Genomic DNA, 21,785 nt, shown 5'->3' with positions numbered 1-21,785 from the left:
ATGGACCTCGCCCGCATCCTCAGGCACCTGTGCATGACCCGCTGGCGCGTTGGCCTGGCATTTGGGCCGCGCGTGCTGCGTGCCATCGATCAAGCGGTGCGCGACAGTCACACCGGCCATGTAGCGCGCCTGCACTTCGCCGTAGAAGGCGCCCTGCACGGGGCCGCGCTGCTCAGGCACGTCAGTGCCAGAGAACGCGCAATCGACGTATTCTCGGAGCTCCGGGTCTGGGACACCGAGCAGAACAACGGCGTGCTCGTTTACTTGCTGCTCGCCGATCGCGACGTCGAGATCGTGGCCGACCGGGGTATCTCGGCGAGAGTAGCGCCCGACGAATGGGAGCGAATCTGCCAGGACATGGAGGCCCACTTCCGGCGCAACGAATACGAGCACGGCGCCATAACCGGCGTCGAGCAGATTACGGCACTGCTGGAGCGGCATTTTCCACTGCAGGATTCGACACGGGCGGAGCCGCCCGGCGCGCCGGTCATTCTTTGAGGCGGCGGCTTGCCGGCGGTGCGCGCCCCACCCCGACGCGCCCGCCGCCCGATCGCCGCCCTGCCAGCGGGCTCCGGGTTATTGCCGCAGCGAATCGATGTCGATCACGAAGCGGTACTTCACGTCGCTCTTCAACATCCGCCCGTAAGCGTCGTTGATCTTTTGCATCGGAATCAGCTCGACATCGGACGTAATGCCGTGCTGCCCACAGAAATCGAGCATTTCCTGCGTTTCGGCAATGCCGCCGATCAGCGACCCCGCCAGCCGTCGACGCTTCATGATGAGCCCGAACACCTGCGGCGAAGGGTGATCGTGCTCGGGCGCGCCCACGAGCGTCATGGTGCCGTCGCGCTTGAGCAATTGGATGAACGGATTGAGGTCGTGCTGCGCGGCCACCGTATTGAGCAGGAAATCGAAGCTGTTGACATGCCGTTGCATGTCCTCCGGGTGCTTCGAAATTACCACCTCGTGTGCGCCAAGGCGCTTCGCGTCTTCGATCTTCGAGGGCGACGTCGTGAAAAGCACCACGTGTGCGCCCATCGCGCGCGCGAGCTTGACACCCATATGCCCGAGGCCGCCCAGGCCGATCACGCCCACTTTCTTGCCCGGACCGGCACCCCAGGTGCGCAGCGGCGAGTAGGTGGTGATGCCGGCGCACAGCAGCGGCGCAACGGCGGCCGGGTCGAGATTGTCCGGCACGCGCAGCACAAACGCTTCGTCCACGACGAGGTTCGTGGAGTACCCGCCATAGGTGGTCTCGCCCGTGACGCGGTCGGTGCCGTTGTAGGTGCCGACAAAACCGTTTTCGCAGTACTGCTCGAGGCCTTCCTGGCAGCTCGCACACGTGCGGCAGGAATCGACGAGGCAGCCCACGCCAACCAGGTCGCCGGCCTTGTAGCGCGTAACGGCCGGCCCGACCTCCTTCACCCGGCCGACGATTTCATGCCCCGGCACGACGGGATAGATCGTGTTGCGCCATTCGTCGCGTGCCTGATGCAAGTCGGAATGGCAAACGCCGCAGAACATCACTTCGATATACACGTCGTGCTCGCGCAGGCTGCGGCGTTCCAGCTCGAACGGGGCGAGCGGGGATTGCGCATCGCGGGCGGCATAGGCATGGGTCTTGTACATGTGCTCTCCTACGAAAACAACGGAAAACAGCTCGCGAATGCGTTCGCGAGAAAGGGCCTATGCTATGCAAGCGCACGGCAGTTGCGGAATACCTGAAGCTATTTAAGACTTGCCTGTTTCTCTGGGTTGCCAGCAAAGAAACGCAAACGGTGCTAGATTTCGAGCCGAATCCTCCGGATACTCAGCCCCGCAATCATGCACGATTTCTCCTCGCAAACGGCGCTTCCCGACGCCGCCCAAGCCCGCGTCATCGAGCTGCTGGGGCAGCTCGCCCCAGCCGAGGGCATCACGCGCTCGGATCTCGAAGGCGTGAAGTTCATGCGCGTGAACGAATTCCGCCCGCGCATGCCCGTCATGTACGAACCAAGCATCGTCATCGTCTGCCAAGGCAGCAAGCGCGGGTTCATCGGCGAGCAAAGCTTCGTCTACGATGCCCAGCACTACCTGGTCATGGCCGTGCCGCTGCCGTTCGAATGCGAAACGCAGGCCAGCCCGGAAGAGCCGCTACTCGCCATTTCGATCGGCATCGATTTGACGGTCGTGGCCGAGTTGTTGATCGCCCTGAACGACACGCGCGGGCCTATATCCGGGGAGCCGCAAGCGTTCTATGCAACGCCTGTCGATCGGCCGCTCGGCGATGCGGTGCTGAGGCTGCTCGAAGCGCTGGGCTCCCCCGCCGATGGGCGGATTCTCGGGCCCGCGATATTGCGGGAGATCTGCTATCGCGTGCTGACGGGCTCGCAGGGCGACGTGATCCGGCACGCGCTCACCCATCAGCATCATTTCGGTCGGATCGCGAAGGCATTGCGACGCATTCACTCGGATTACCACAACAACCTCGACGTGGAAACGCTTGCGCGCGAGGCCGGTATGAGCCTCGCTGTTTTCCATGCGCAGTTCAAGGCCGTGACGGCTACCTCGCCGATGCAGTACGTCAAAACGACGCGCCTTCACCACGCACGGCTGCTCATGGCGCAGGATGGCCTCAATGTCAGTGCCGCGGCGGCGCATGTGGGCTACGAAAGCGCCTCGCAGTTCAGCCGCGAGTTCAAGCGGCTCTTCGGCGTGCCCCCGGTGGACGAGGCACGGCGCATGCGGGCCGCCGTCGTGGGCGTGCCCCCCGTGACCATGGCGCCGCGGCGTCAGTACGTGACCGCGGAGTAAGGCATTCACCGACGGAGTCCGACGCCTCCGCGGTGAAGGCCGCGCGCCTGGCGCCGATTCGAATCAACGCGCCGCGTCGCCGAACCGGTACTGCTGCGAAAGTTCGTCGAGCGCCGTCTTCAATGACGGGGCGAGCGGCTTGTCGACCGCTGCGAGCGAATCCGCCAACTGCTCGGGCCGGCTCGCGCCGACGATGGCCGAGGTAATCGCCGGATGGGCGAGCACCCACCCGACCGCAGCCGTCACGCGCGCGATACGGGCTTCGTCGGCCAGCCTGCAAAACGCGCCGACCGTCTCGAACTCGCGCTCGTGCCAGTAGCGGTCCTGATAAAGCTTACCCGCCGTTCCCAGCGTAAAACGGCCTGCGGGCGGCGCGTCACCGGCGCTGTGCTTGCCGGTGAGCAACCCGCCCGCCAGCGGGTTGTAGGGAATTACGCCGAGCCCCTCTTCCTCGGCGAGCGGCAGCAGTTCGCGCTCGATCTGCCGGAACAGCAGGTTGTAGCGCGGCTGTACGGAGACGAAGCGCGCGAGCCGCAGCGTGTCGGCGCGGCCCAGCGCGCGCGCCAGCCGATAGGCGAGAAAATTGGAGACGCCGATATAGCGCGCCCGCCCCGAGCGCACGATCATGTCGAGCGCCTCGAGCGTTTCGTCGAGGGGCGTCTCGCGGTCATCCGAATGCAGTTGATAAAGATCGACGTAATCGGTCCCGAGCCGGGCGAGCGACGCGTCGATCGCGTCGAGCAGATGCTTGCGCGAGGCCCCCTGGTCCCACGGCGAAGGCCCCATCTTGCCGACCGCTTTTGTCGCGAGCACAAAACGCTGGCGCTGCCCCTTCAGCCAGCGTCCGACGATTCTCTCCGTTTCGCCCGCGCGTTCGTCGCCGCCGCCGAGCGGATAGACGTCGGCCGTATCGAAGAACGTCACACCGACGTCGGCGGCGGTGGCCATGATGCGGCCCGCCGTTTCCTCGTCGGTCTGGAAGCCGAACGTCATCGTGCCGAGGCACAGGCGCGAAACCGAAAGGCCGGTGCGGCCGAGCTTGCGATATTCCATGACGATTCCTCCGGGTATCGGCGGCCCTGAAAAGCCGCAGCCCAAAGCATAATCGTCATGGCGAATACGTGCAGCGGAGTGGCCGCTCGCACTGGCGCGCGCCCCTCGAATGAGGCCCGCCAGCCGGCCGAGCCACGGCCGAAGCGGCGCGGACGATCGGCCCGCTGCGTTCCCTGCGTGCCTAAATCACCGGGTGTGGATATCGATCGTCATCGGGAAACGCCCCTCCGTCCTGCAACGGCCCGATCACGGCAACCTGCGCGGCCGGGGTCTGCAAGCTCCAGCCTGTCCAGCCCGGAATGAAGCTGTTGCCGGCAATATTCCACTGGCCGGAAACATCGTTCTTATGAACGTCGCCGACAACGCAGATTCGAAACCCGTTCACCTCATAGTAGGTGTACGCCTTTTTTGTGACTCCGGTCCCGGACGTTTGGACGAATACAGCGTTCGAAAAGTCCGCATTCGTCACTGCAAGGGCTGCATCGGCGTTGGTGAAGCCCGGCGGCACGCCCCACTGGCATTTATTCATATCCCACGGCATCGCACGTTCTCCTCGAATCCAGGGTTGCGGGAATCATCGAATTCGGCAAACGCGGCACGGGTTTCGAATACGCGTCACCGTCGATGCCTTCATGGACGACGAGGCGCCGCATGCGTGAACGTCAACCAATCGAGGAACTTCGGTGAAGAGGCGGACGGGCTCGTACCACCCTGGCGCATGCCGAGAGGTCCTTTCGAACGAACTCTCGTCGATTCCGCCGTCGGATCGAATGGTCATGCAAAAGGACATCGGGCCGCGTATCGCGACCCGATGTCCTGCGGTGGATATTGCTTGCCTGATTGGCGTTCGTGGGCCCGCGCGACGCCGCGATCAATCGGCGAGCGGCGCCGCGGCGTCGAGCATGATGCGGCAGAAATAATCGGCGAAGCTGCGCCGCACCACGATCTCGAACGTATTGTCGGCGGTCGGCATCAGCACGATCGAGGCTTTGAAGTAATGGCTCTGCACGCATCGCCCGAGCGGCAACACGGCCGGATGCAGATCCAGCGGGCAGCCGCGCGCGAGGACGTCGCGCACCTTGTCGCCGCTTGCCTCGAGCACTGTGTAGCCGCTGCCGACGTCCACCGCGCAGGCGAACATGCCCGCGACCGCGGCGGCGAGCTTCGCCTCGAGCTGCGTCGCACGCGCCTCGCTCGAGCGCACGAGCCACTCGTCGGGCCCAAGCCACAGCACGTCGCATTCGGTACCCCGGGCGACCGTATTCGGCGCCACCGGCACACGCGTACCGAGCGCCGCCTGCACCGCTGCCATGAACGCCTCGTCGCGGGGGTCGCCGCGCAAGTTGACGAGTTCGAGAAAAGGGCGCTCGTATAGACGAAACGCTTTCGACTGCAATGCGGCGTTGACCTTCAGCAAGTCCTGCGCGCCGACGAGCGGCGACTCCAACTTCACACTCGTGCCCGCCGCGAGCGGATCGTTTCGGTTCTCATTCCACATGCTGACGCGCTCCTTCGACATCGTAGAAGACAGGGCTTGCGATCGTGGCATCGACGGTTCTGCCGTCGACATCGATCGACACCTTCTGCCCCATTTTGCCCAGCCCGCCCTTCACGACCGCCATGGCGATCGACCGATCGAGTATCGGGCTGAAGTAGCTCGACGTGACATGGCCAAGCATCGGCACCGGTGTAGCCGCGACTTGTCCCGCCGCTGGGGTTCGGGTACCGCGTTCGACAATCTGCGCGCCTTCCGGCAAAACGAACGCCGGATCGTCGGTCAACAGTCCCACCAACTGCTTGCGACCTTCCCTGGCGGTGTCTTCGCGCGACAGCGAGCGCTTGCCGAGGCAATCCTTCGACTTGGCGACGAGCCCGCCCATGCCGAGATCGAATGGCGTCACCGAACCGTCGGTATCCTGGCCGACGATGATGTAGCCCTTCTCCGCGCGCAAGACGTGCATCGTCTCCGTGCCGTACGGCGTAATGCCGAACGGCTCTCCCGCCGCCATCAACGCTTCCCACACGGCCCGGCCCGCATTGGCCGGCACGTTCACTTCATAGGCCAGTTCGCCCGAGAAGCTGATGCGCATCACGCGCGCGGCGACATCGGCCACCGTGCCTTCGCGGTACGTCATGAACGGGAACGCGTCGTTGCCGAAGTCGATATCGCGGCACACTTTCTGCAGGACCTTGCGGCTCATCGGCCCGACCACGGCGAAGGTGGCCCAGTGGTCGGTCACCGACGTGAGGCGCACCTTCATGTCGGGCCACTCGGTCTGCAGCCAGCGCTCGAGCCACGTCAGCACGCGTGCCGCGCCGCCCGTCGTCGTGGTCATCACGTAGTGCTGCTCGCCGAGGCGTACGGTCACGCCATCGTCGAACACCATGCCGTTTTCGTCGAGCATGAGCCCGTAGCGGCATTTGCCGACCTCGAGCTTCGACCACGGGTTCGTGTAGACCCAGTTCAGCAGCTTGGCCGCATCGGGACCTTGAATGTCGATCTTGCCGAGCGTCGACGCATCGAGCATCCCCACACCGTTACGCACCGCCAGGCATTCGCGCTTCACCGCCGCATGCAGGTCTTCGCCGCCCTTGGGGTAATACCAGGGCCGCTTCCAGTTGCCGACGTCCTCGAACATCGCACCGTTTTCGACGTGCCACTCGTGAATGCAGGTCTTGCGGATCGGGTCGATGAAATCGCCGATCTCGCGCCCGGCCACCGCCCCGAACGTCACGGGCGTGTAGTTCGGACGGAATGTGGTCGTGCCCGTCTCGGGAATCGTCTTGCCGAGCGCACCGGCGAGAATCGCCATGCCGTTGATGTTGCCGAGCTTGCCCTGGTCGGTGCCGAAGCCCATCGCCGTATAGCGCTTCACGTGCTCGACGGATTCGAAGCCCTCGCGCGCGGCAAGCAGGATGTCGGCGGCCGACACGTCGTTCTGGAAATCGACGAACTGCTTGGGCCCGCGCGATGCCTCGGCATGACTGCCGACGAGCCATAGCGGCAAGAGCGGCGCTTCCTTGATCTCGGCGACTTGCGGCGTGGCCGGCCGCTGCGGCTTGAAGCCGAGCGCGCGCACAGCCTCGGCGCCGGCATCGAGCGCAAGCCGCAACCCGCGCGCAAGATCGAACTCGCCGGCCGCCGCGCCCACGCTCACCTCCGCCTGTACCGCCTTGCCGGGCACGAAGCAGGCTTTCTCGTCGTTCCAATGCGCCCTGCCGCCCGACTGCGCGAACAAGTGCAAAACGGGACTCCATCCACCCGACATCGCCACCACGTCGCAGCGCAGCGTGGCCTGCTTCTCGCCGATCCGGCCGCCCGCATACGCGCGCACTTCGACCGATTCGACCCGGCGCTTTCCGTGCGCCGTCATGACCACCGCACGGTTGAGCACGGTTACGCCGTGGCGCCGCGCCACGGCGGGCAGCGAGCCGTTCGTCTCGGCCCGCGGGTCGACGACGGTGACCTTCGCGCCGCTCGCTTTCAGATCGAGCGCGCACTGATAGCCGTCGTCGTTGTTCGTGAAGACCACGGCCTCGCGCCCCGGCAGCACGCCATAGCGGTGAATGTAAGTGGACACGGCCGAAGCGAGCATGATGCCGGGCAGATCGTTGTTGCCGAAGACGAGCGGGCGCTCGTGAGCGCCGGTGGCCAGCACGACCCGCTTGGCCCGGATCTTCCACAGCAGCTCGCGCGTGCCCTTGCGCATCGACACGGGCAGATGATCGGTCAGGCGCTGCATGACCGTGACGAGGTTGTGATCCTGGTAGCCGAATGCGGTGCTGCGGGTGAGCACTTTGACCTCCGGCATCTGCGCGAGCGCGGCCTCGATCTTCTCGACCCATTGCACGGCGGGCTTGCCGTCGATCTGTGCGCGGCACGACAGCAGGCTGCCGCCCAGTTCGCGCTGATCGTCGACGAGGATCACGCGCGCGCCCGAGAGCCCCGCGGCATGCGCGGCCGCCAGCCCGGCCGGCCCGCCGCCGACGACGAGCACGTCGCAATGCGCGAAGCACTTGTCGTAGCGATCGGCATCGCGCGTGTCCGGCGCTTTGCCAAGGCCCGCCGCCTCACGGATCTTTTCCTCGTACTTCGGCCACCACCTGCGCGGCCACATGAACGTCTTGTAGTAAAAGCCAGCGGGAATGAACCGCGCGATCTTCTGATTGACGGCCAGGCGGTCGTTTTCGAGGGAAGGCTCGGCGTTGACGCTCGTCGCGACGAGGCCCTGATAGAGCTCGACTTCGGTCGCGCGCGCGTTGGGCACCGTATACGCGCCACGCTCGAGCTGCACCACGAAGTTCGGCTCTTCCACGCCGGCCGCGACGATGCCGCGTGGCCGGTGATACTTCCAGCTGCGCGCGACAAACCGCACACCGTTGGCGAGCAGGGCCGAAGCGAGCGTGTCGCCCTCGTAGCCCTGGTAGGTGCGGCCGTTGAACGTGAACGTGAGCGGAATGGCGCGATTGACGCGACCGCCCGTGCCAAGCCGATCCGGCTGATTCGTCATGATTGCTTGCCCTCTGAAGTGCGTTGATCGGCATGCGTCTCGGCATGCGTCTCGGCATGCGGGGCTCCGAACGTGTCATAGCCGTGAAAGGCGTAGGTCACCGTGTCGCGCGTGGCCTTGAACCAGCGCCGGCACCCTTGCGTATGCAGCCATTGCTCGCTATGCACGCCGCGCGGGTTCTTGCGCATGAAGAGGTAATCGCCCCATTCGCGGTCCGAGAGCGTCTCGGGCGCGAGAGGGCGGGCGATATCGGCCTCCCCACCGCAGGTGAATTCGGACTCGGCCCGCGGGCCGCACCAGGGACATTCGATCAGCAGCATGTGATTCTCCGTGCCTTATGTGCTTTATGTGCCTTGCGGCGCCCGTCAGTGGGCGACGGCGGCGGCGCCGTGTTCGTCGATGAGGTGCCCGGTGTAGAACCGGTCGAGCGAAAACGCGGCGTTCAACGGGTGCGGCGTATCGTGAGCGATCGTATGCGCGAAAGCCCAGCCCGAGCCCGGCGTCGCCTTGAAGCCGCCCGTTCCCCAGCCGCAATTGAAGTAGAGGCCTTTGACGTCGGTCTTGCTGATGATCGGGCAGGCATCGGGCGAGACGTCGACGATGCCGCCCCACTGGCGGTTCATCCGCACACGCGAGAACACCGGGAACATCTCGACGATCGCCTCGAGCGTGCCTTCGATAATGTGATAGCTCCCGCGTTGGCCGAAGCCCGTGTACTGATCGATGCCGGCCCCGATCACGAGATCTCCCTTGTCGGACTGGCTGATGTACGCATGCACCGCGTTCGACATCACGACCGTATTGACGACGGGCTTGATCGGCTCGGAGACGAGCGCCTGCAGCGGGTGACTCTCGATCGGCAGCCGCACGCCGGCCATATCGGCAAGCGTGGTCGTGTTTCCGGCGGCGACGACCGCGACCTTCTTCGCCTTGATGAAGCCCTTCACCGTATCGACCCCGGTGACCTGGCCGCCGTCGCGGCGAATGCCGGTCACCTGGCAGTTCTGGATGAGATCGACGCCCGCCGAATCGGCGCCGCGCGCGAAGCCCCAGGCCACCGCGTCGTGCCGCGCCACGCCGCCGCGCCGCTGAAACGAGGCACCGAGCACCGGATAGCGGCTGTCGAGGTTGATGGTCGGCTCGATTTCCTTGATCTGCTGCGGCGTGAGGTACTCGGCATCCACGCCGTTGAGCCGGTTCGCATTGACGCGGCGCTGCGTATCGCGCACGTCCTGCAGCGTATGCGCGAGGTTCATCACGCCGCGCTGGCTGAACATGACGTTGTAGTTGAGATCCTGCGCGAGCCCTTCCCAAAGCTTCATCGCCTTTTCGTAAAGCGCGGCCGATTCGTCCCAGAGATAGTTCGAGCGGATGATCGTCGTGTTGCGCGCCGTGTTGCCGCCGCCGAGCCAGCCTTTTTCGAGCACGGCGACGTTGCGCACGCCATGCTCCTTCGCCAGGTAGTAGGCCGTGGCGAGCCCGTGCCCGCCTCCGCCCACGATGACGACGTCATACTCGCGCTTCGGCTCGGGGCTGCGCCATTGGCGCTCCCAATGCTCGTGGTACGACAAGCCGTTGCGCACCAGGCTGAATATCGAATAGCGGCTCATAGCGGTGATCCTTGCGGTCTTCGGGTACTTGCTTGAATAGGAATGAATGGGAGGCGTGCACGCTCGCGCGTCAGCACTCGATCACGTTGACGGCGAGCCCGCCGCGCGAGGTTTCCTTGTATTTCGTCTTCATGTCCGCGCCGGTTTCCCGCATCGTCTTGATGACGGAGTCGAGCGAGACGTAGTGCTGGCCGTCGCCCTTGAGCGCCATGCGCGAGGCGTTGAGCGCCTTGATGGCCCCCATTGCGTTGCGCTCGATGCAGGGAATCTGCACGAGGCCGCCCACCGGGTCGCAGGTCATGCCGAGGTTGTGCTCCATACCGATCTCGGCCGCGTTCTCGACCTGTTCCGGCGTGCCGCCCATGACCGCCGCGAGCGCGGCCGCCGCCATCGAACAGGCCACGCCGACCTCGCCCTGGCACCCGACCTCCGCACCGGAGATCGATGCCGTTTCCTTGTAGATGATGCCGATGGCCGCAGCCGTCAGCAGGAACTCGACGATCCCGTCCTCGTCGGCGCCGGGCACGAACTTCACGTAATAATGCAGAACGGCCGGAATGACGCCCGCGGCGCCGTTGGTCGGCGCGGTGACGACGCGTCCGCCGGCGGCGTTCTCCTCGTTGACGGCCATCGCATACAGGTTCACCCAGTCGAGCATCGAGAGCGGATCGCGCAGCGATTCCTCCGAGCGGGCGCGCAGGTTCCGCGCAAGCTCCGACGCACGGCGCTTGACGCGCATCGGCCCCGGCAGTTCGCCCTCGGTCCTGCAGCCGCGCTCGACACAGCCCGCCATCGTGCGCCAGATCGCGAGCAGTCCCTCGCGCACCTCGGCCGCGTCGCGCAGCGCCGATTCGTTGCGCATCGTCACTTCCGCGATAGACAGCCCGCTCGCCTGGCAGGCACGCAGCAGATCGGCGCCCGTGCGAAACGGATGAGGCACGTCGGCACCCGCACACACGCCGTTCACACGGTCGCCGTCCCGGTTGACGACGAAGCCGCCGCCCACGGAGTAATACTCTTTTTCGACGAGCAGTTGGCCGTTTTCGTCGAACGCCTGAAAGCGCATACCGTTGGGATGCGCGACGCTCGTGCCGGCCATGACACGCCGGTAGAAGCTCACGTCTTCCCGCTCTTCGAACCGGATGTCGTGCCGGCCGACGAGGCGCAGCGACTTGTCGCGCCGAATTTGCGCGAGCCGCGGCTCGATACCGTCGGGGTCGATCGCGTCGGGCAGGTTGCCCTCCAGGCCGAGCAGCACGGCCTTGTCGGTACCGTGCCCCTTTCCGGTCGCGCCGAGCGAGCCGTAAAGCTCCGCTTTGACGCGCCGCACATAGCCGAGCAGATTGGCATCCTCCACGTGCGACACGAACCGGCAGGCGGCGATCATCGGCCCCACCGTGTGGGAGCTCGACGGGCCGATGCCGATCTTGAACAAATCGAAAACGCTGACGTTCATGGGGGCTGTCTCGAATGACGATTGCCGGTCGTGGTTGCCGGACATGGTTGGCGGGAAGCGCATGGCGAACGCCGCCTTGGCCGATGGACGCCAGTACACCAAAGCGTAAAATCCGCCGATAGAACAAAAGCGGCATTGCCGTGGGATGCCATCGCCAACCGCGGCCGTACCCGGCGCCGCGGCGCGCATTCGCGATGGTTCACGGCGGAAAACCGCAAATACCGGCCATGCCGATCGGCGACGCTGTGCCATGGGAGAATCCCGTTGGCCCGGAGTCCGGGTGCGGCGTTCCGCACCCTGAGCCGCAGCCCCGTGCCGTACTTCGGCCGGAAACTCCGTATTGACTTTTTTCGCATGAACGCAGCCGATTCGTCACCGTCGATCCTGTCCGCTCCGCCGAAAGCGCGCATCCGGTTCGGTATCGTGCTATTGCCCAATTTCACGCTGACGGCGTTTTCGGGCTTCGTCGACATGCTGCGCCTGTCGGCCGACGACAGCGACTTCAGCAAGCCCGTACGCTGCGCCTGGAGCGTGGTCGGCAAAACGCTCGCGCCGATCCGCGCGAGCTGCGGCATCCAGGTGACGCCGTGGGAAACGTATGACGAAGCCGAGCCGTTCGACTATCTGGTGGTGGTCGGGGGCCTGCTCCATTCCGGCCCGCAGGCCGACGACGAAACACTGGCATTCATCCGCCGCACGGCGCACGGCGACGCCACGATCGTCGGCATCTGCACCGGTGTTTTCGCCTTGATGCGCGCCGGCGTGCTGGAGGGCCACCGCGTCTGCGTGAGCTGGTTTCACTACTGGGACTTCATCGAGCGGTTTCCGTCGGCCGAAACGGGCGCACTCGTGGCCGACCGGCTCTTCGTCATCGACCGGCGGCGCATTACCTGCTCGGGCGGACGTGCGTCGATCGACGTGGCCGCGGCGATCTTGCTGCGGCACCTCGATCACGCGACGGTGCAAAAGGCGTTGCGGATCCTGCTCGTCGGCGAAATGCAAAAAGGCAACGCGCCGCAGCCCCACCCGCCGGGCATCCAGCCCGCGACGCATCCCAAGGTCAAGCGCGCGATCCTGCTGATGGAGCAGCATGTCGGGCGGGCGCTGCCGCTCGAGGAACTGGCGGGCAAGCTCGATCTATCGCCACGCCAGCTCGAGCGGCTCTTCAAGGCGCAAACGGGAAAGAGCCCGCAGACGTTCGCCAAGCACGTGCGGCTGCGCACGGCCGCGTGGCTGCTGACGAGTTCGGATCGCACGGTGGCCGACATCGCCTCGAGCTGCGGGTTTTCGGACGCCTCGCACCTCGGGCGCGAGTTCCGCAAGCAATTCGGCATGCCGCCCGTCACTTACCGGGAGCGGCAGGCTGGATTGCAGCAGGACGAATTGACGGCGGTGCAGGCGGAGCCCTCCGCCCATGACTGGGACTGAAGCCCGCCGCTCCTGCAAGAGACCCTTTACCGCTTGCCGATATACTGCTTCACCGCCGTCAGCCCGTCCTTCCCGTCGAACGTGGTGACCCCTGCGAGCCACTGATCGAGCACCTGTGGGTTCTTCTTGAGCCAGGCCGTGGCGGCCTTCGTCGGGTCCTGCTTGTCCATGATCGGCACCATGACGTGATTCTCGATGTCGGTCGTGAACTTCAGGTTCGACACGAGCCTGGCCGCATTCGGACACCGCATCGCATAGTCGGGCGGCACCGCCGTGAAGACCTTCGCCTCGCCGTAATTCGGCCCGAACACGTCGTCCCCGCCGCTCAGATAGTCGATCTTCATCTGTACGTTCATCGGATGCGGCTCCCATCCGAGGAAGACGATCCATTGCTTTTCGCGGATGGCCTTGTTCACCTGCACCAGCATGCCCGCCTCGCTCGACTCCACGAGCTTGAACTTGCCGAGCCCGTACTGATTGCCCTTGATCATCTTGTCGATGAGCGCATTGCCGTCGTTGCCGGGCTCGATCCCGTATATCTTGCCGCCCAGCTTGTCGGCGAACTTCTCGATGTCGGCAAACGATTTGAGCCCGCCGTTGTAGACGTAGTCGGGCACCGCCAGCGTGTATTTCGCGCCGGTCAAATTCGGCGCGCTCAGCACCATAACCTGCTTCGCCTTCACGAACGGGGCGATCATCGGGTCCATCGTCGGCGACCAATACCCGAGAAACACATCGATCTGCTTGCTCTTGATTCCCGCAAACGTGATCGGTACCGATGCGATCGTCTTGGTCGGGCGGTAGCCGAGACCTTCGAATATCGTGGACGCGAGCCCGGTCGTGGCCGCGATATCGGTCCAGCCCACATCGGCAAAGCGAATGTTGCGGCAGGTCGCGGGGTCGGCTGCGCGCGCCGGCGTCGTCAGCGCCATTGCGGTCATCGCGGCGATCGCCGCCATCGCCGCGCAACTGGCTCGGGTCATGATCTGCTTCATCGGTCGTTTCTCCTCGGTTCACTTCGATGGGTGTTCGGGCCGCGGGCAATCCGGCTCAGTGCTCCTGCCTGCGTTCACGGCTCGGGGCATAGCCGAACTGCGCGCGGTAAGCCTTGCTGAAATGGCACGGCGACTGAAATCCGCACACCGCCGTCACGCGCGCGATCGATGCATCGGTCGTGCGCAGCAGCTCCCGCGCGCGCCGCAGGCGCAACGCCAGGTAGTAGTGCGTCGGCGAAACGTCGAGATAAACCTTGAACATGCGCTGCAGGTGGCGCTGCGACAGCCGCACGAGCCGCGCGAGTTCCTCGAGCGACAGCGGCTCTTCGATGTTGGCCTCCATCAGCCGCACGACCTCGATCAGCTCGGCACGCGAAAAACCGATGCGCGCATCCACGGGAATAGGTTGATGGTCCGATGCGTTGCGGATGCGCTCGAGGATGAATTGCGCCGAAACCTGAGCCGCAAGGCTTTGCCCGAGGCGCCGTCCGACCAGATGCAGCATCATGTCGAGCGGTGCAGTGCCGCCCGTGCAGGTCAGCCGGTCGCGGTCGATCACGAAGAGTTCGTCGCTGAACTTCACGCGCGGGAATTGCTTGTGCAGCACCGACATATCCTCCCAATGCACGGTGCACCGGTAATCGTCGAGGAGCCCGGCGCTCATCAGCGCATAGGCCCCCGTGCACAGAGCGCCGAGCGGAACGCCGCGCGAGGCCACATAGGCGAGCAGGCTGCGCACGCGCACGTCCACCGCCTCGCGTATCTGCGTGCCGCCGCATACGATGAGGACGTCGGGCACGCCGGCCTCTTCGAGCGTGGACGTCGGCGTGAGCGTCACGCCGTTGCTCGCGCGCACAGGCACGCCGTCCGGCGAGATCACCGACCATCGATAGCGCGTCGCGCGCCCGACGTAGTTCGTCATGCGCAGCACTTCCACCGCGCTTGTGAACGCGATCATCGAGAAGTTGGGCAAGGTCAGAAACCCGAAGTGCTCGGGTTCGGGCCTCGCCGCCGGGACCGTGTACACCTGCGGCGCGGTTTCCACGTTCATCGTTTCCCCCGGGTTTCAGCTCTGCGCCGCCGGTTGCTGGGCGGCCCGTACGCGCATGACGCTGCGCAAGCCCTTGAAGAGCGGCGCCGGCGCGGTGCCCGGCGCACGGCCGAAACTCTCGGTAATGCGGTCGAGCACGATCGCGAGCAGCACGACCGACAAGCCGCTCTCGAAGCCGAGCCCGATGTCGAGCCGCTGAATGCTCGCGAGCACGTCGTTGCCGAGCCCGCCCGCGCCGACCATCGACGCAATGATCACCATCGACAGCGCCATCATGATCGTCTGGTTCACACCTTGCATGATCGACGGCAGCGCGTTCGGAAACTGAACCTTGTAGAGCAGTTGCCACGGCGTGCAGCCGAATGCCTGCCCCGCCTCGACGATCTCGCGATTGACGTGGCGAATGCCGAGGCTCGTCAGGCGCACCGCGGGCGGCATGGCGAAAACGACCGTCGACAGAATGCCGGGCACGCGGCCGAGGCCGAACAGCATGGCCGCCGGGATCAGATAGACAAACGCGGGCATCGTCTGCATCAGATCGAGGATCGGCCGCACGATGAGCGCGATGTGTTTGCTCTTGGCCGTCCAGATGCCAAGCGGAATGCCAAAGGCGAGGCTGATGATCGTCGAGGAAAGCGTGAGACCCAGTGTCACGACCGTCTGGTCCCAGAACCCCGTGGCATAGATGAGCAGCAGCGAGAGCGTCGTGAAGATCGCGAAGCGCCAGCCCACGCGCCATAGCCCCACGCCGATGAAAACCGCCATCAACGCCCACATCGGGATGGCCTGCAGCCCATGCTCGACCAGGGCCGCGAGCCCCTCGATCGTGCGGCCGATCATATCGAACGTGCGGCTGTCATGGTCGAGCAGATAGTGGACCGATTGATCGACCCAGCTTCCGAGCGGGATGAGTTCAGACATGGTGGGAACCTCGCATGCGCGTGAGCGCCTGAAGAACGACGGCGCGATCGATCGAGCCGCAGTAGCAGCCGTCGTCGTCGACGACCGGCAAAGCACGCGCGTGGGCCACGACGCGCGAAACGACCTGCTCGAGCGATGCCGCGCAGGGGATGCATTCGACCTGACTCACGCGCGGTTGCGTGCTGCCGAGCGATTCTCTCGTCACGAACCCGCGCGGCTTGCGCTGGCTGTCGAGCACGAAGGCGTAGTCGGCGCTGCCGTTCAGCGATTCCGCCACGCCGGCCGCATCGAGCTGGCGCACGATGGGCACGCCGTCGGGCTGCATCAGATCGGCTGCGGTCAGATAGCGGCTCGTATCCACGCCCTCGAAAAACGCGCGAACGTAATCGTCGGCCGGGCGGCTGATGATTTCCTGCGGCGTGCCGAGCTGCACGAGGCGGCCACCCTCCATGATCGCGATGCGGCTGCCGATCCGCAGCGCCTCCTCGAGATCGTGCGAGACGAACATGATCGTGCGGCGCTGCTCCTTTTGCAGTTGCAGCAAGACGTTCTGCATCTCCTTGCGCTTGAGCGGGTCGAGCGCGGAAAACGCTTCGTCCATGATCATCAGCGAAGGATTGACCGACAGCGCCCGGGCGAGCCCCACGCGCTGCTGCATGCCGCCCGAAAGCTCCGACGGCAGCTTGTTGGCGAAGGCCGCGAGCCCGACCTGCTCCAATACCGTCATCGCCCTCGCCTCGCGCTCCTTGCGCCGCACGCCGGCCACTTCGAGGCCGAATGCCGCATTCGACAGCACGCTGCGCTGCGGCATCAGCGCGAACGACTGGAACACCATGCTCATGTCGCGGCGGCGCAGCGCCGTCAGCTCGCTGCGGCGCACCGCGGCGATGTCGCGCCCGTCGACGAGCACCTTGCCGGACGTCGGATCGACGAGCCGGTTGATGAGGCGGATCAGCGTCGACTTGCCCGAGCCGGACAAGCCCATCAGGACGAAGATCTCGCCCTCCCGGACGTCGAACGATACATCGTGCACGCCCACGACCTGCCCCGTGCGCGAGAAGATCTCGTCCTTCGTCGCGCCCTGGGCCAGCATGTCGAGCGCCTGCCGCGGGTTGCTGCCGAACACCTTGCAGAGCCCTTCGACCATCACCTTCGGTGAACTCATGTTTTCTCCTTGCGGCAGGCGCGTGCCTGCATCGTCTCCATACATGGTTGCCAGAAAAATCCCACGTTGGCCGACGAATTCCGACGCACGCTTGCGCAAATGCGACACGTCCGAGCAAGCGGCGACCGTCGCTTCGGGCCTCGAGCCTTGCTGGACGGGGCATAGCGGCTGACGAGCCGCCGCCGGGCCGTCGCAATCGGATAGGCGATGTCGCGATTCGACAAATTCGCGTCCGAATGCGCGTGCGCAGGGGCCATATCGGCTGGCAATACTCAGCCCGACCGGCCGCTCCAGGCCGGTTCCCGTTCCCGGCAAACAGCCCGGGCCGGCGATTCCCACAACGACGGAGCGTACCCATGCACGATATCGAGACGAAGTCACGCCCTCTTTCCACTGTGCTCGGCATGGCCGCAGCGTTGTGCATTGGCCCGTTGTGCATATCGCAAGTCCATGCGCAGTCGAGCGATACCGGCGCTGCCGCGTCCACCAACCCGGCCACCAACCCGGCCGCCGAGCCGGCAACGACGGCGGCCGCCACGGCACCGGCACCGGCACCGGCGACTGCCCCCGCCGCCGCGCCCGCGACCTCGCCGTTCACGGCCAACGTCACGCTTGCCTCGCAATACGTGTCACGCGGCTTCCGTCAGACATGGGGCAAGCCAGCGCTGCAAGGCGGGTTCGATTACGCGCATTCGAGCGGGCTCTTCGCCGGCACCTGGCTTTCGAGCGTGAGCAGCAAGTTCATCGAAGGCGGCACCGTCGAATGGGATTTGTACGCGGGATATGGCGGCTCGATCGGCGACGTGTCATATGCGGGCACCGTCTACTACTACGTATACCCCGGTGCACGCATGGAGGCCACTGCAACGAACTACAACTATGGCGAGTTCGTGGCCGCGCTCACCTACAAATGGTTCACCGCCAAGTACTGGGTGACGTACACGCCGAATTACTTCGGCTACGACAGCCGGTCGCTCGGCCAGCCCGGCGACAAGGGCAGCCGCGGCTCGGGCTATCTCGATCTCAATACGAACATCGACCTCACGCACGGCTTCGGGTTGCTGCTGCACTACGGCTGGCAGCGCGTGCAGAACTTCTCGGCCTACAACTGGCAGGACGCGAAGATTGCCGTATCGAAGACGTTCGACGGCGGCTGGACCCTGACGGGCGCCGTCACGAAGGCTTGGGGTGCGACAAACGTCTACGATCGCTACACCACGGGCGCGGCCGATTCCTCGGGCAACATCGCCGTGTCGAACCCGTTGAAGACAACCTTCCTCGCCACGCTGACCAAAACGTTCTGACCATTGCCCCGCCGCGGCTGGCCGGCCGCCCTCTTGCCGGCCACTATCTTGCCGGCGGTGCCCTCGCTACCCCGCGCAGCCGCGGCTGGAGCAACTCGGCGCGGCGAACCGGGCTTCTATGACAAAATGGCCGCGTTTTCCCGAAGCCATTACGCGAAAAGCCATGTCAGACACGCTGTCGCACGAAGCAACGGCCGGCCGCGCCACGCCTCGTTGCACCGTCGGGGACGCCGAGCCGTTCGAGCTCGGCTCCGATGCGCGCAAGCGTCTGTTCTCCCGCATGCTGCTGGCAACGGACCACCTCCATAAGCCGGCCGTCATCGAATGGTCGCATCTGGAGGAAGACGAAAAGCGCATGAGCGGTTACGACGCACCGCTCCCGAGGCCCATCTTCGTGCCGCGCATGGCGAGATTCGCACGGCGCCTTCTCTCGAGATGACATGAACATCCAACGGTGGCGGCAACGCCTGTCGCGCATGCGCTGGCACGCGCTCGCCCTGTGCCTGGCCCTGGCGGCAGCCGGCTGCGAGACGCTGGCCGCGGCCGATCCGAACGCGCTCTGGAAAATCGTGCATTTCGACTGCGCACCGGCCGCGCGCACGACAGGACGCACGGGCTTGTGCGCGAGCGTCGATTTGCCCCGGCACTACGCAATCCTCAAGGATCGCAATGGCGTCGCGCAGCACTTGCTGATTCCTACCGAACGGGTATCGGGCGTCGAAAGCCCGTTGCTGCTCGGGCCCGGGGCGCAAAACTACTGGGCCGACGCATGGGCGGCGCGCACGTTCGTGCAAAAATCGCTGGAGAAAGCGGACCGCGCCACGCTGGCCGACGATCAACTCGGGCTCGAGGTCAATTCGGCGTACCGGCGTTCGCAGGAACAGTTGCACATTCACATCGATTGCATGCAGGCAGGCGCGAGTGCCGCGCTTGCCCGGCATCGAACCGATGCACCGGGGCATTGGCACTGGGACACGATCGACGGCACGCGCTATCGGATCATGCGCGTGAGCGGCCCTGCCTTCGCATTCGATCCTTTCGAGATCGTCGCGCGCGACAATCCCGGGCCCGACCTGATGGCGATGCAGACGATTCTCGTCGTCGGCGCTGGGCCGTCGGCGAACGACGGCGGCTGGTTCATTCTCAACAGCGCAACGAACGTCGATGACGGCACAGGCTCCGCGGAAGGCCTGCTCGATCATCAATGCATGGTTGCTCACGAGCGATGACGGCGCACGCAAGCAGATAGGCGTGCCGCCTCGGGGATCACGGTGCCGAAAGCCCGCGCTGTGCGAGTCATTCGCGATTGAAGAGCCGGCCGAAATAGAGGCTGCCCCGATCGCACAGGAGCGTCACGATCGTATGCCCCGGGCCCAACGACTTGACGCCCTTGGTCTTCAGCATAGGACGGCAATAGCCGCAACCGCCAGGGCGGCGCTACTCCCCCATTTCCATGACCAGTAGTTGCGCGCCGTCCGCCACCTGATCGCCTACGCCGTAGAGCACCTCCGCCACGGTTCCCGCCGCCGGTGCGCCTATCGTATGCTCCATTTTCATCGCCTCCATGACGACCAGCGGTGCGCCCTTTTCGACACGCGCACCCGGCTCGACGAGCACGGCGATGACCTTGCCCGGCATCGGTGCGGTCAGCCGGCCCTCGCCGTGCTCGGCATCGGCCGCATGCGCGAGCAGATTCGTCCACTCGAACGTCAGCATCGCGCCATCGTGAAACACATGGAACGTATCGCCGTCGACGAACACGCGCCCCGTGACACGCGCCGCATCGATTCGCACACCGTATTCGTGCGGCCCGGATTCGCGCCACCAATCGAAATCCGCCGACCAATCAGCGGCGCTCAGCGTACGCCGCTCGCCGTCGCGCGCATAGGTCATGCTCAGCGGGTTTTCCGATTCGGGCTCGCGCCATTCGATCGTCTGCCGGTACCCGGCGTTCAGACGCCACTGCGCGAGCGCATCCCATGGCGAAGCGCCGTGCGGCGTACCGCCCTCACGGGCGAGCAGCGCCGCGCAGGCAAGCGCGAGTGCTTCCTTCACCGGTTTGCGCGGGGCCGCGAAAAGCGCGTCGTGATGCCGCTCGATCAGGCCCGTGTCGAGATCCGCGTTCGCAAACGGTGGACACGCAACGAGCCGCTGCAAGAACGCCACGTTCGTCTGCGGGCCGACGATCTCGCAGGCCCGCAGCGCCTGACGCATGCGCGCCAGGGCCTCGACACGGCTCGCGCCGTGCACGATGAGCTTGGCGATCATCGGATCGTAGAACGGCGTGATCGCGTCGCCCTCGCGCACGCCGCTGTCGATGCGCACCGCGGCACGCACAGGCTCGCCGATCGAGAACGCCGCACCCGCCGGCATACGGAGGTACTTGAGCGTGCCCGTCGAGGGCAGAAAGCCGCGCGACGGATTCTCGGCGTAGATGCGCGCCTCGATCGCATGGCCCTCGACCCGCAGTTCATCCTGCCGCAGCGGCAGCGCCTCGCCGGCGGCCACCCGCAACTGCCACTCGACGAGATCGAGGCCCGTCACCATTTCCGTGACCGGATGCTCGACTTGCAGCCGCGTGTTCATCTCCATGAAGTAGAAAACACCATCGGCCATGATGAACTCGACCGTGCCGGCCCCCACATAGGAGACGGCCTGGGCCGCGGCCACGGCCGCTTCGCCCATCGCGCGCCGCAGCTCGTCGGGCACCCCCGGCGCGGGCGCTTCTTCCAGCACCTTCTGGTGCCGCCGCTGAACCGAGCAGTCGCGATCGAAGAGATAGACCGCGCCGCCCTGCCGGTCGGCGAACACCTGCACTTCCACATGGCGCGGGCGCGTCAGGTATTTCTCGATCAGCACGCGATCGTTGCCGAAGCTCGCGGCCGCCTCGCGCTTGCAAGAGACGAGTGCCGCGTCGAATTCCTCGCGCGAGGCGACCACCCGCATGCCCTTGCCGCCACCGCCCGCGCTCGCCTTGAGCAAGACGGGATAGCCGATCGCATCGGCCTCGCGCCGCAGCCGCCCGGCGTCCTGATCGTCGCCGTGATAGCCGGGCACGAGCGGCACGCCCGCGGTCTGCATCAGCGTCTTCGCCGCCGCTTTCGAGCCCATTGCCGCGATCGCGGACGCCGGCGGCCCGATGAATACGAGCCCGGCCGCCTCGCACGCCTGCGCGAACGCCTCGTTTTCCGACAGAAACCCGTAGCCCGGGTGGACAGCCTGTGCGCCTGTGCGCAGCGCGGCCTCGATGATGCGATCGACGCGCAGATAGCTTTCGGCCGCCGCCGCGCCACCGATATGCACGGCTTCGTCGCTGACGGCGACATGTCTGGCGTTCGCATCGGCGTCCGAATACACGGCCACGCTCGCGATGCCCAGCCGCTTGCAGGTCGCCGCGACGCGGCAGGCAATCTCGCCTCGGTTGGCAATCAGGATTTTGTCGAACATATGAAGCCTCGAAGTCGGCCGGCCAAGCCGGTCAGAAGCGTGAGTCGGACG

At 65.5% G+C, this 21,785-nt stretch carries 19 protein-coding genes; 6 read left to right on the top strand and 13 right to left on the bottom strand.

What is annotated here, in order from left to right:
- Window positions 1-498, top strand: a complete 498-nt coding sequence (locus U0034_RS28925) for a TPM domain-containing protein (protein ID WP_085227294.1) — start codon at window positions 1-3, stop codon at window positions 496-498.
- Between the two features lie 78 nt (window positions 499-576).
- On the opposite strand, the gene U0034_RS28920 is transcribed toward U0034_RS28925, so the two are convergent.
- Window positions 577-1,629: an NAD(P)-dependent alcohol dehydrogenase gene (locus U0034_RS28920; RefSeq protein ID WP_085227295.1), complete on the bottom strand. Its 1,053-nt coding sequence runs from the start codon at window positions 1,627-1,629 to the stop codon at window positions 577-579.
- A gap of 195 nt (window positions 1,630-1,824) precedes the next feature.
- Between U0034_RS28920 and U0034_RS28915 the strand changes: the two genes are divergently transcribed.
- Window positions 1,825-2,793 (top strand): AraC family transcriptional regulator, encoded by a 969-nt coding sequence (locus U0034_RS28915; RefSeq protein WP_085227296.1) that lies wholly within the window; start codon window positions 1,825-1,827, stop codon window positions 2,791-2,793.
- 63 nt (window positions 2,794-2,856) lie between these two features.
- Here the strand turns inward: U0034_RS28915 and U0034_RS28910 are convergent, their stop codons facing one another.
- From U0034_RS28910 to U0034_RS28880, 7 genes are all read right to left on the bottom strand, one after another.
- A complete protein-coding gene (locus U0034_RS28910) occupies window positions 2,857-3,846 on the bottom strand; it encodes an aldo/keto reductase (protein ID WP_085227297.1) in 990 nt (329 codons plus the stop codon).
- Window positions 3,847-4,027: 181 nt separating this feature from the next.
- Window positions 4,028-4,387, bottom strand: coding sequence for a hypothetical protein (locus U0034_RS28905; protein ID WP_139831148.1), 360 nt, complete (start codon window positions 4,385-4,387; stop codon window positions 4,028-4,030).
- A 330-nt stretch (window positions 4,388-4,717) separates the two neighbouring features.
- Window positions 4,718-5,344 (bottom strand): sarcosine oxidase subunit gamma, encoded by a 627-nt coding sequence (locus U0034_RS28900; protein ID WP_085227654.1) that lies wholly within the window; start codon window positions 5,342-5,344, stop codon window positions 4,718-4,720.
- Window positions 5,334-8,357: a sarcosine oxidase subunit alpha family protein gene (locus U0034_RS28895; RefSeq protein WP_085227299.1), complete on the bottom strand. Its 3,024-nt coding sequence runs from the start codon at window positions 8,355-8,357 to the stop codon at window positions 5,334-5,336. Before U0034_RS28895 ends, U0034_RS28900 begins: the two co-directional genes overlap by 11 nt.
- Window positions 8,354-8,677 carry a sarcosine oxidase subunit delta gene (locus U0034_RS28890; protein WP_085227300.1) on the bottom strand — a complete coding sequence of 108 codons (324 nt, stop codon included), beginning with the start codon at window positions 8,675-8,677 and terminating at the stop codon, window positions 8,354-8,356. Before U0034_RS28890 ends, U0034_RS28895 begins: the two co-directional genes overlap by 4 nt.
- 45 nt (window positions 8,678-8,722) lie before the next feature.
- The gene (locus tag U0034_RS28885) at window positions 8,723-9,967 is read right to left on the bottom strand and encodes a sarcosine oxidase subunit beta family protein (RefSeq protein ID WP_085227301.1); all 1,245 of its coding nucleotides are present in this window, start codon (window positions 9,965-9,967) and stop codon (window positions 8,723-8,725) included.
- Window positions 9,968-10,037: 70 nt separating this feature from the next.
- Complete coding sequence (locus U0034_RS28880) at window positions 10,038-11,423, bottom strand: L-serine ammonia-lyase (RefSeq protein ID WP_085227302.1); 1,386 nt, start codon at window positions 11,421-11,423, stop codon at window positions 10,038-10,040.
- 354 nt (window positions 11,424-11,777) lie between these two features.
- On the opposite strand from U0034_RS28880, the gene U0034_RS28875 reads away from it, so the two are divergent.
- Complete coding sequence (locus tag U0034_RS28875; protein WP_085227303.1) at window positions 11,778-12,851, top strand: GlxA family transcriptional regulator; 1,074 nt, start codon at window positions 11,778-11,780, stop codon at window positions 12,849-12,851.
- A 26-nt stretch (window positions 12,852-12,877) separates the two neighbouring features.
- On the opposite strand, the gene U0034_RS28870 is transcribed toward U0034_RS28875, so the two are convergent.
- The 4 genes from U0034_RS28870 to U0034_RS28855 form a co-directional block, all read right to left on the bottom strand.
- Entirely contained in the window at window positions 12,878-13,810 is a 933-nt protein-coding gene (locus tag U0034_RS28870) for a choline ABC transporter substrate-binding protein (RefSeq protein ID WP_102622933.1), read from the bottom strand.
- A 91-nt stretch (window positions 13,811-13,901) separates the two neighbouring features.
- Window positions 13,902-14,897: a GlxA family transcriptional regulator gene (locus tag U0034_RS28865; protein ID WP_085227305.1), complete on the bottom strand. Its 996-nt coding sequence runs from the start codon at window positions 14,895-14,897 to the stop codon at window positions 13,902-13,904.
- 15 nt (window positions 14,898-14,912) lie between these two features.
- On the bottom strand, window positions 14,913-15,818 hold the full coding sequence (choW, locus tag U0034_RS28860) for a choline ABC transporter permease subunit (RefSeq protein WP_085227306.1): 906 nt from the start codon (window positions 15,816-15,818) through the stop codon (window positions 14,913-14,915).
- On the bottom strand, window positions 15,811-16,983 hold the full coding sequence (locus U0034_RS28855; RefSeq protein ID WP_085227655.1) for a quaternary amine ABC transporter ATP-binding protein: 1,173 nt from the start codon (window positions 16,981-16,983) through the stop codon (window positions 15,811-15,813). The genes choW and U0034_RS28855 overlap by 8 nt, the downstream gene beginning before the upstream one ends.
- A 356-nt stretch (window positions 16,984-17,339) precedes the next feature.
- Between U0034_RS28855 and U0034_RS28850 the strand changes: the two genes are divergently transcribed.
- The 3 genes from U0034_RS28850 to U0034_RS28840 all read left to right on the top strand — a co-directional run bounded on the left by U0034_RS28850 (window position 17,340) and on the right by U0034_RS28840 (window position 19,516).
- Window positions 17,340-18,287 carry a TorF family putative porin gene (locus U0034_RS28850; RefSeq protein ID WP_085227307.1) on the top strand — a complete coding sequence of 316 codons (948 nt, stop codon included), beginning with the start codon at window positions 17,340-17,342 and terminating at the stop codon, window positions 18,285-18,287.
- A 163-nt stretch (window positions 18,288-18,450) separates the two neighbouring features.
- Window positions 18,451-18,726 (top strand): hypothetical protein, encoded by a 276-nt coding sequence (locus U0034_RS28845; RefSeq protein ID WP_085227308.1) that lies wholly within the window; start codon window positions 18,451-18,453, stop codon window positions 18,724-18,726.
- A 1-nt stretch (window position 18,727) separates the two neighbouring features.
- A complete protein-coding gene (locus U0034_RS28840) occupies window positions 18,728-19,516 on the top strand; it encodes a CDP-diacylglycerol diphosphatase (protein ID WP_085227309.1) in 789 nt (262 codons plus the stop codon).
- A 208-nt stretch (window positions 19,517-19,724) separates the two neighbouring features.
- Here U0034_RS28840 and U0034_RS28835 read toward each other — a convergent pair whose 3' ends face one another.
- Complete coding sequence (locus U0034_RS28835; RefSeq protein WP_085227310.1) at window positions 19,725-21,734, bottom strand: acetyl/propionyl/methylcrotonyl-CoA carboxylase subunit alpha; 2,010 nt, start codon at window positions 21,732-21,734, stop codon at window positions 19,725-19,727.
- Window positions 21,735-21,785 lie beyond the last annotated feature (51 nt).

It is taken from the genome of Trinickia caryophylli (assembly GCF_034424545.1).
GTDB classification, from domain to species: Bacteria; Pseudomonadota; Gammaproteobacteria; order Burkholderiales; family Burkholderiaceae; genus Trinickia; species Trinickia caryophylli.
This window is presented reverse-complemented; position numbering and strand designations above follow the sequence as displayed.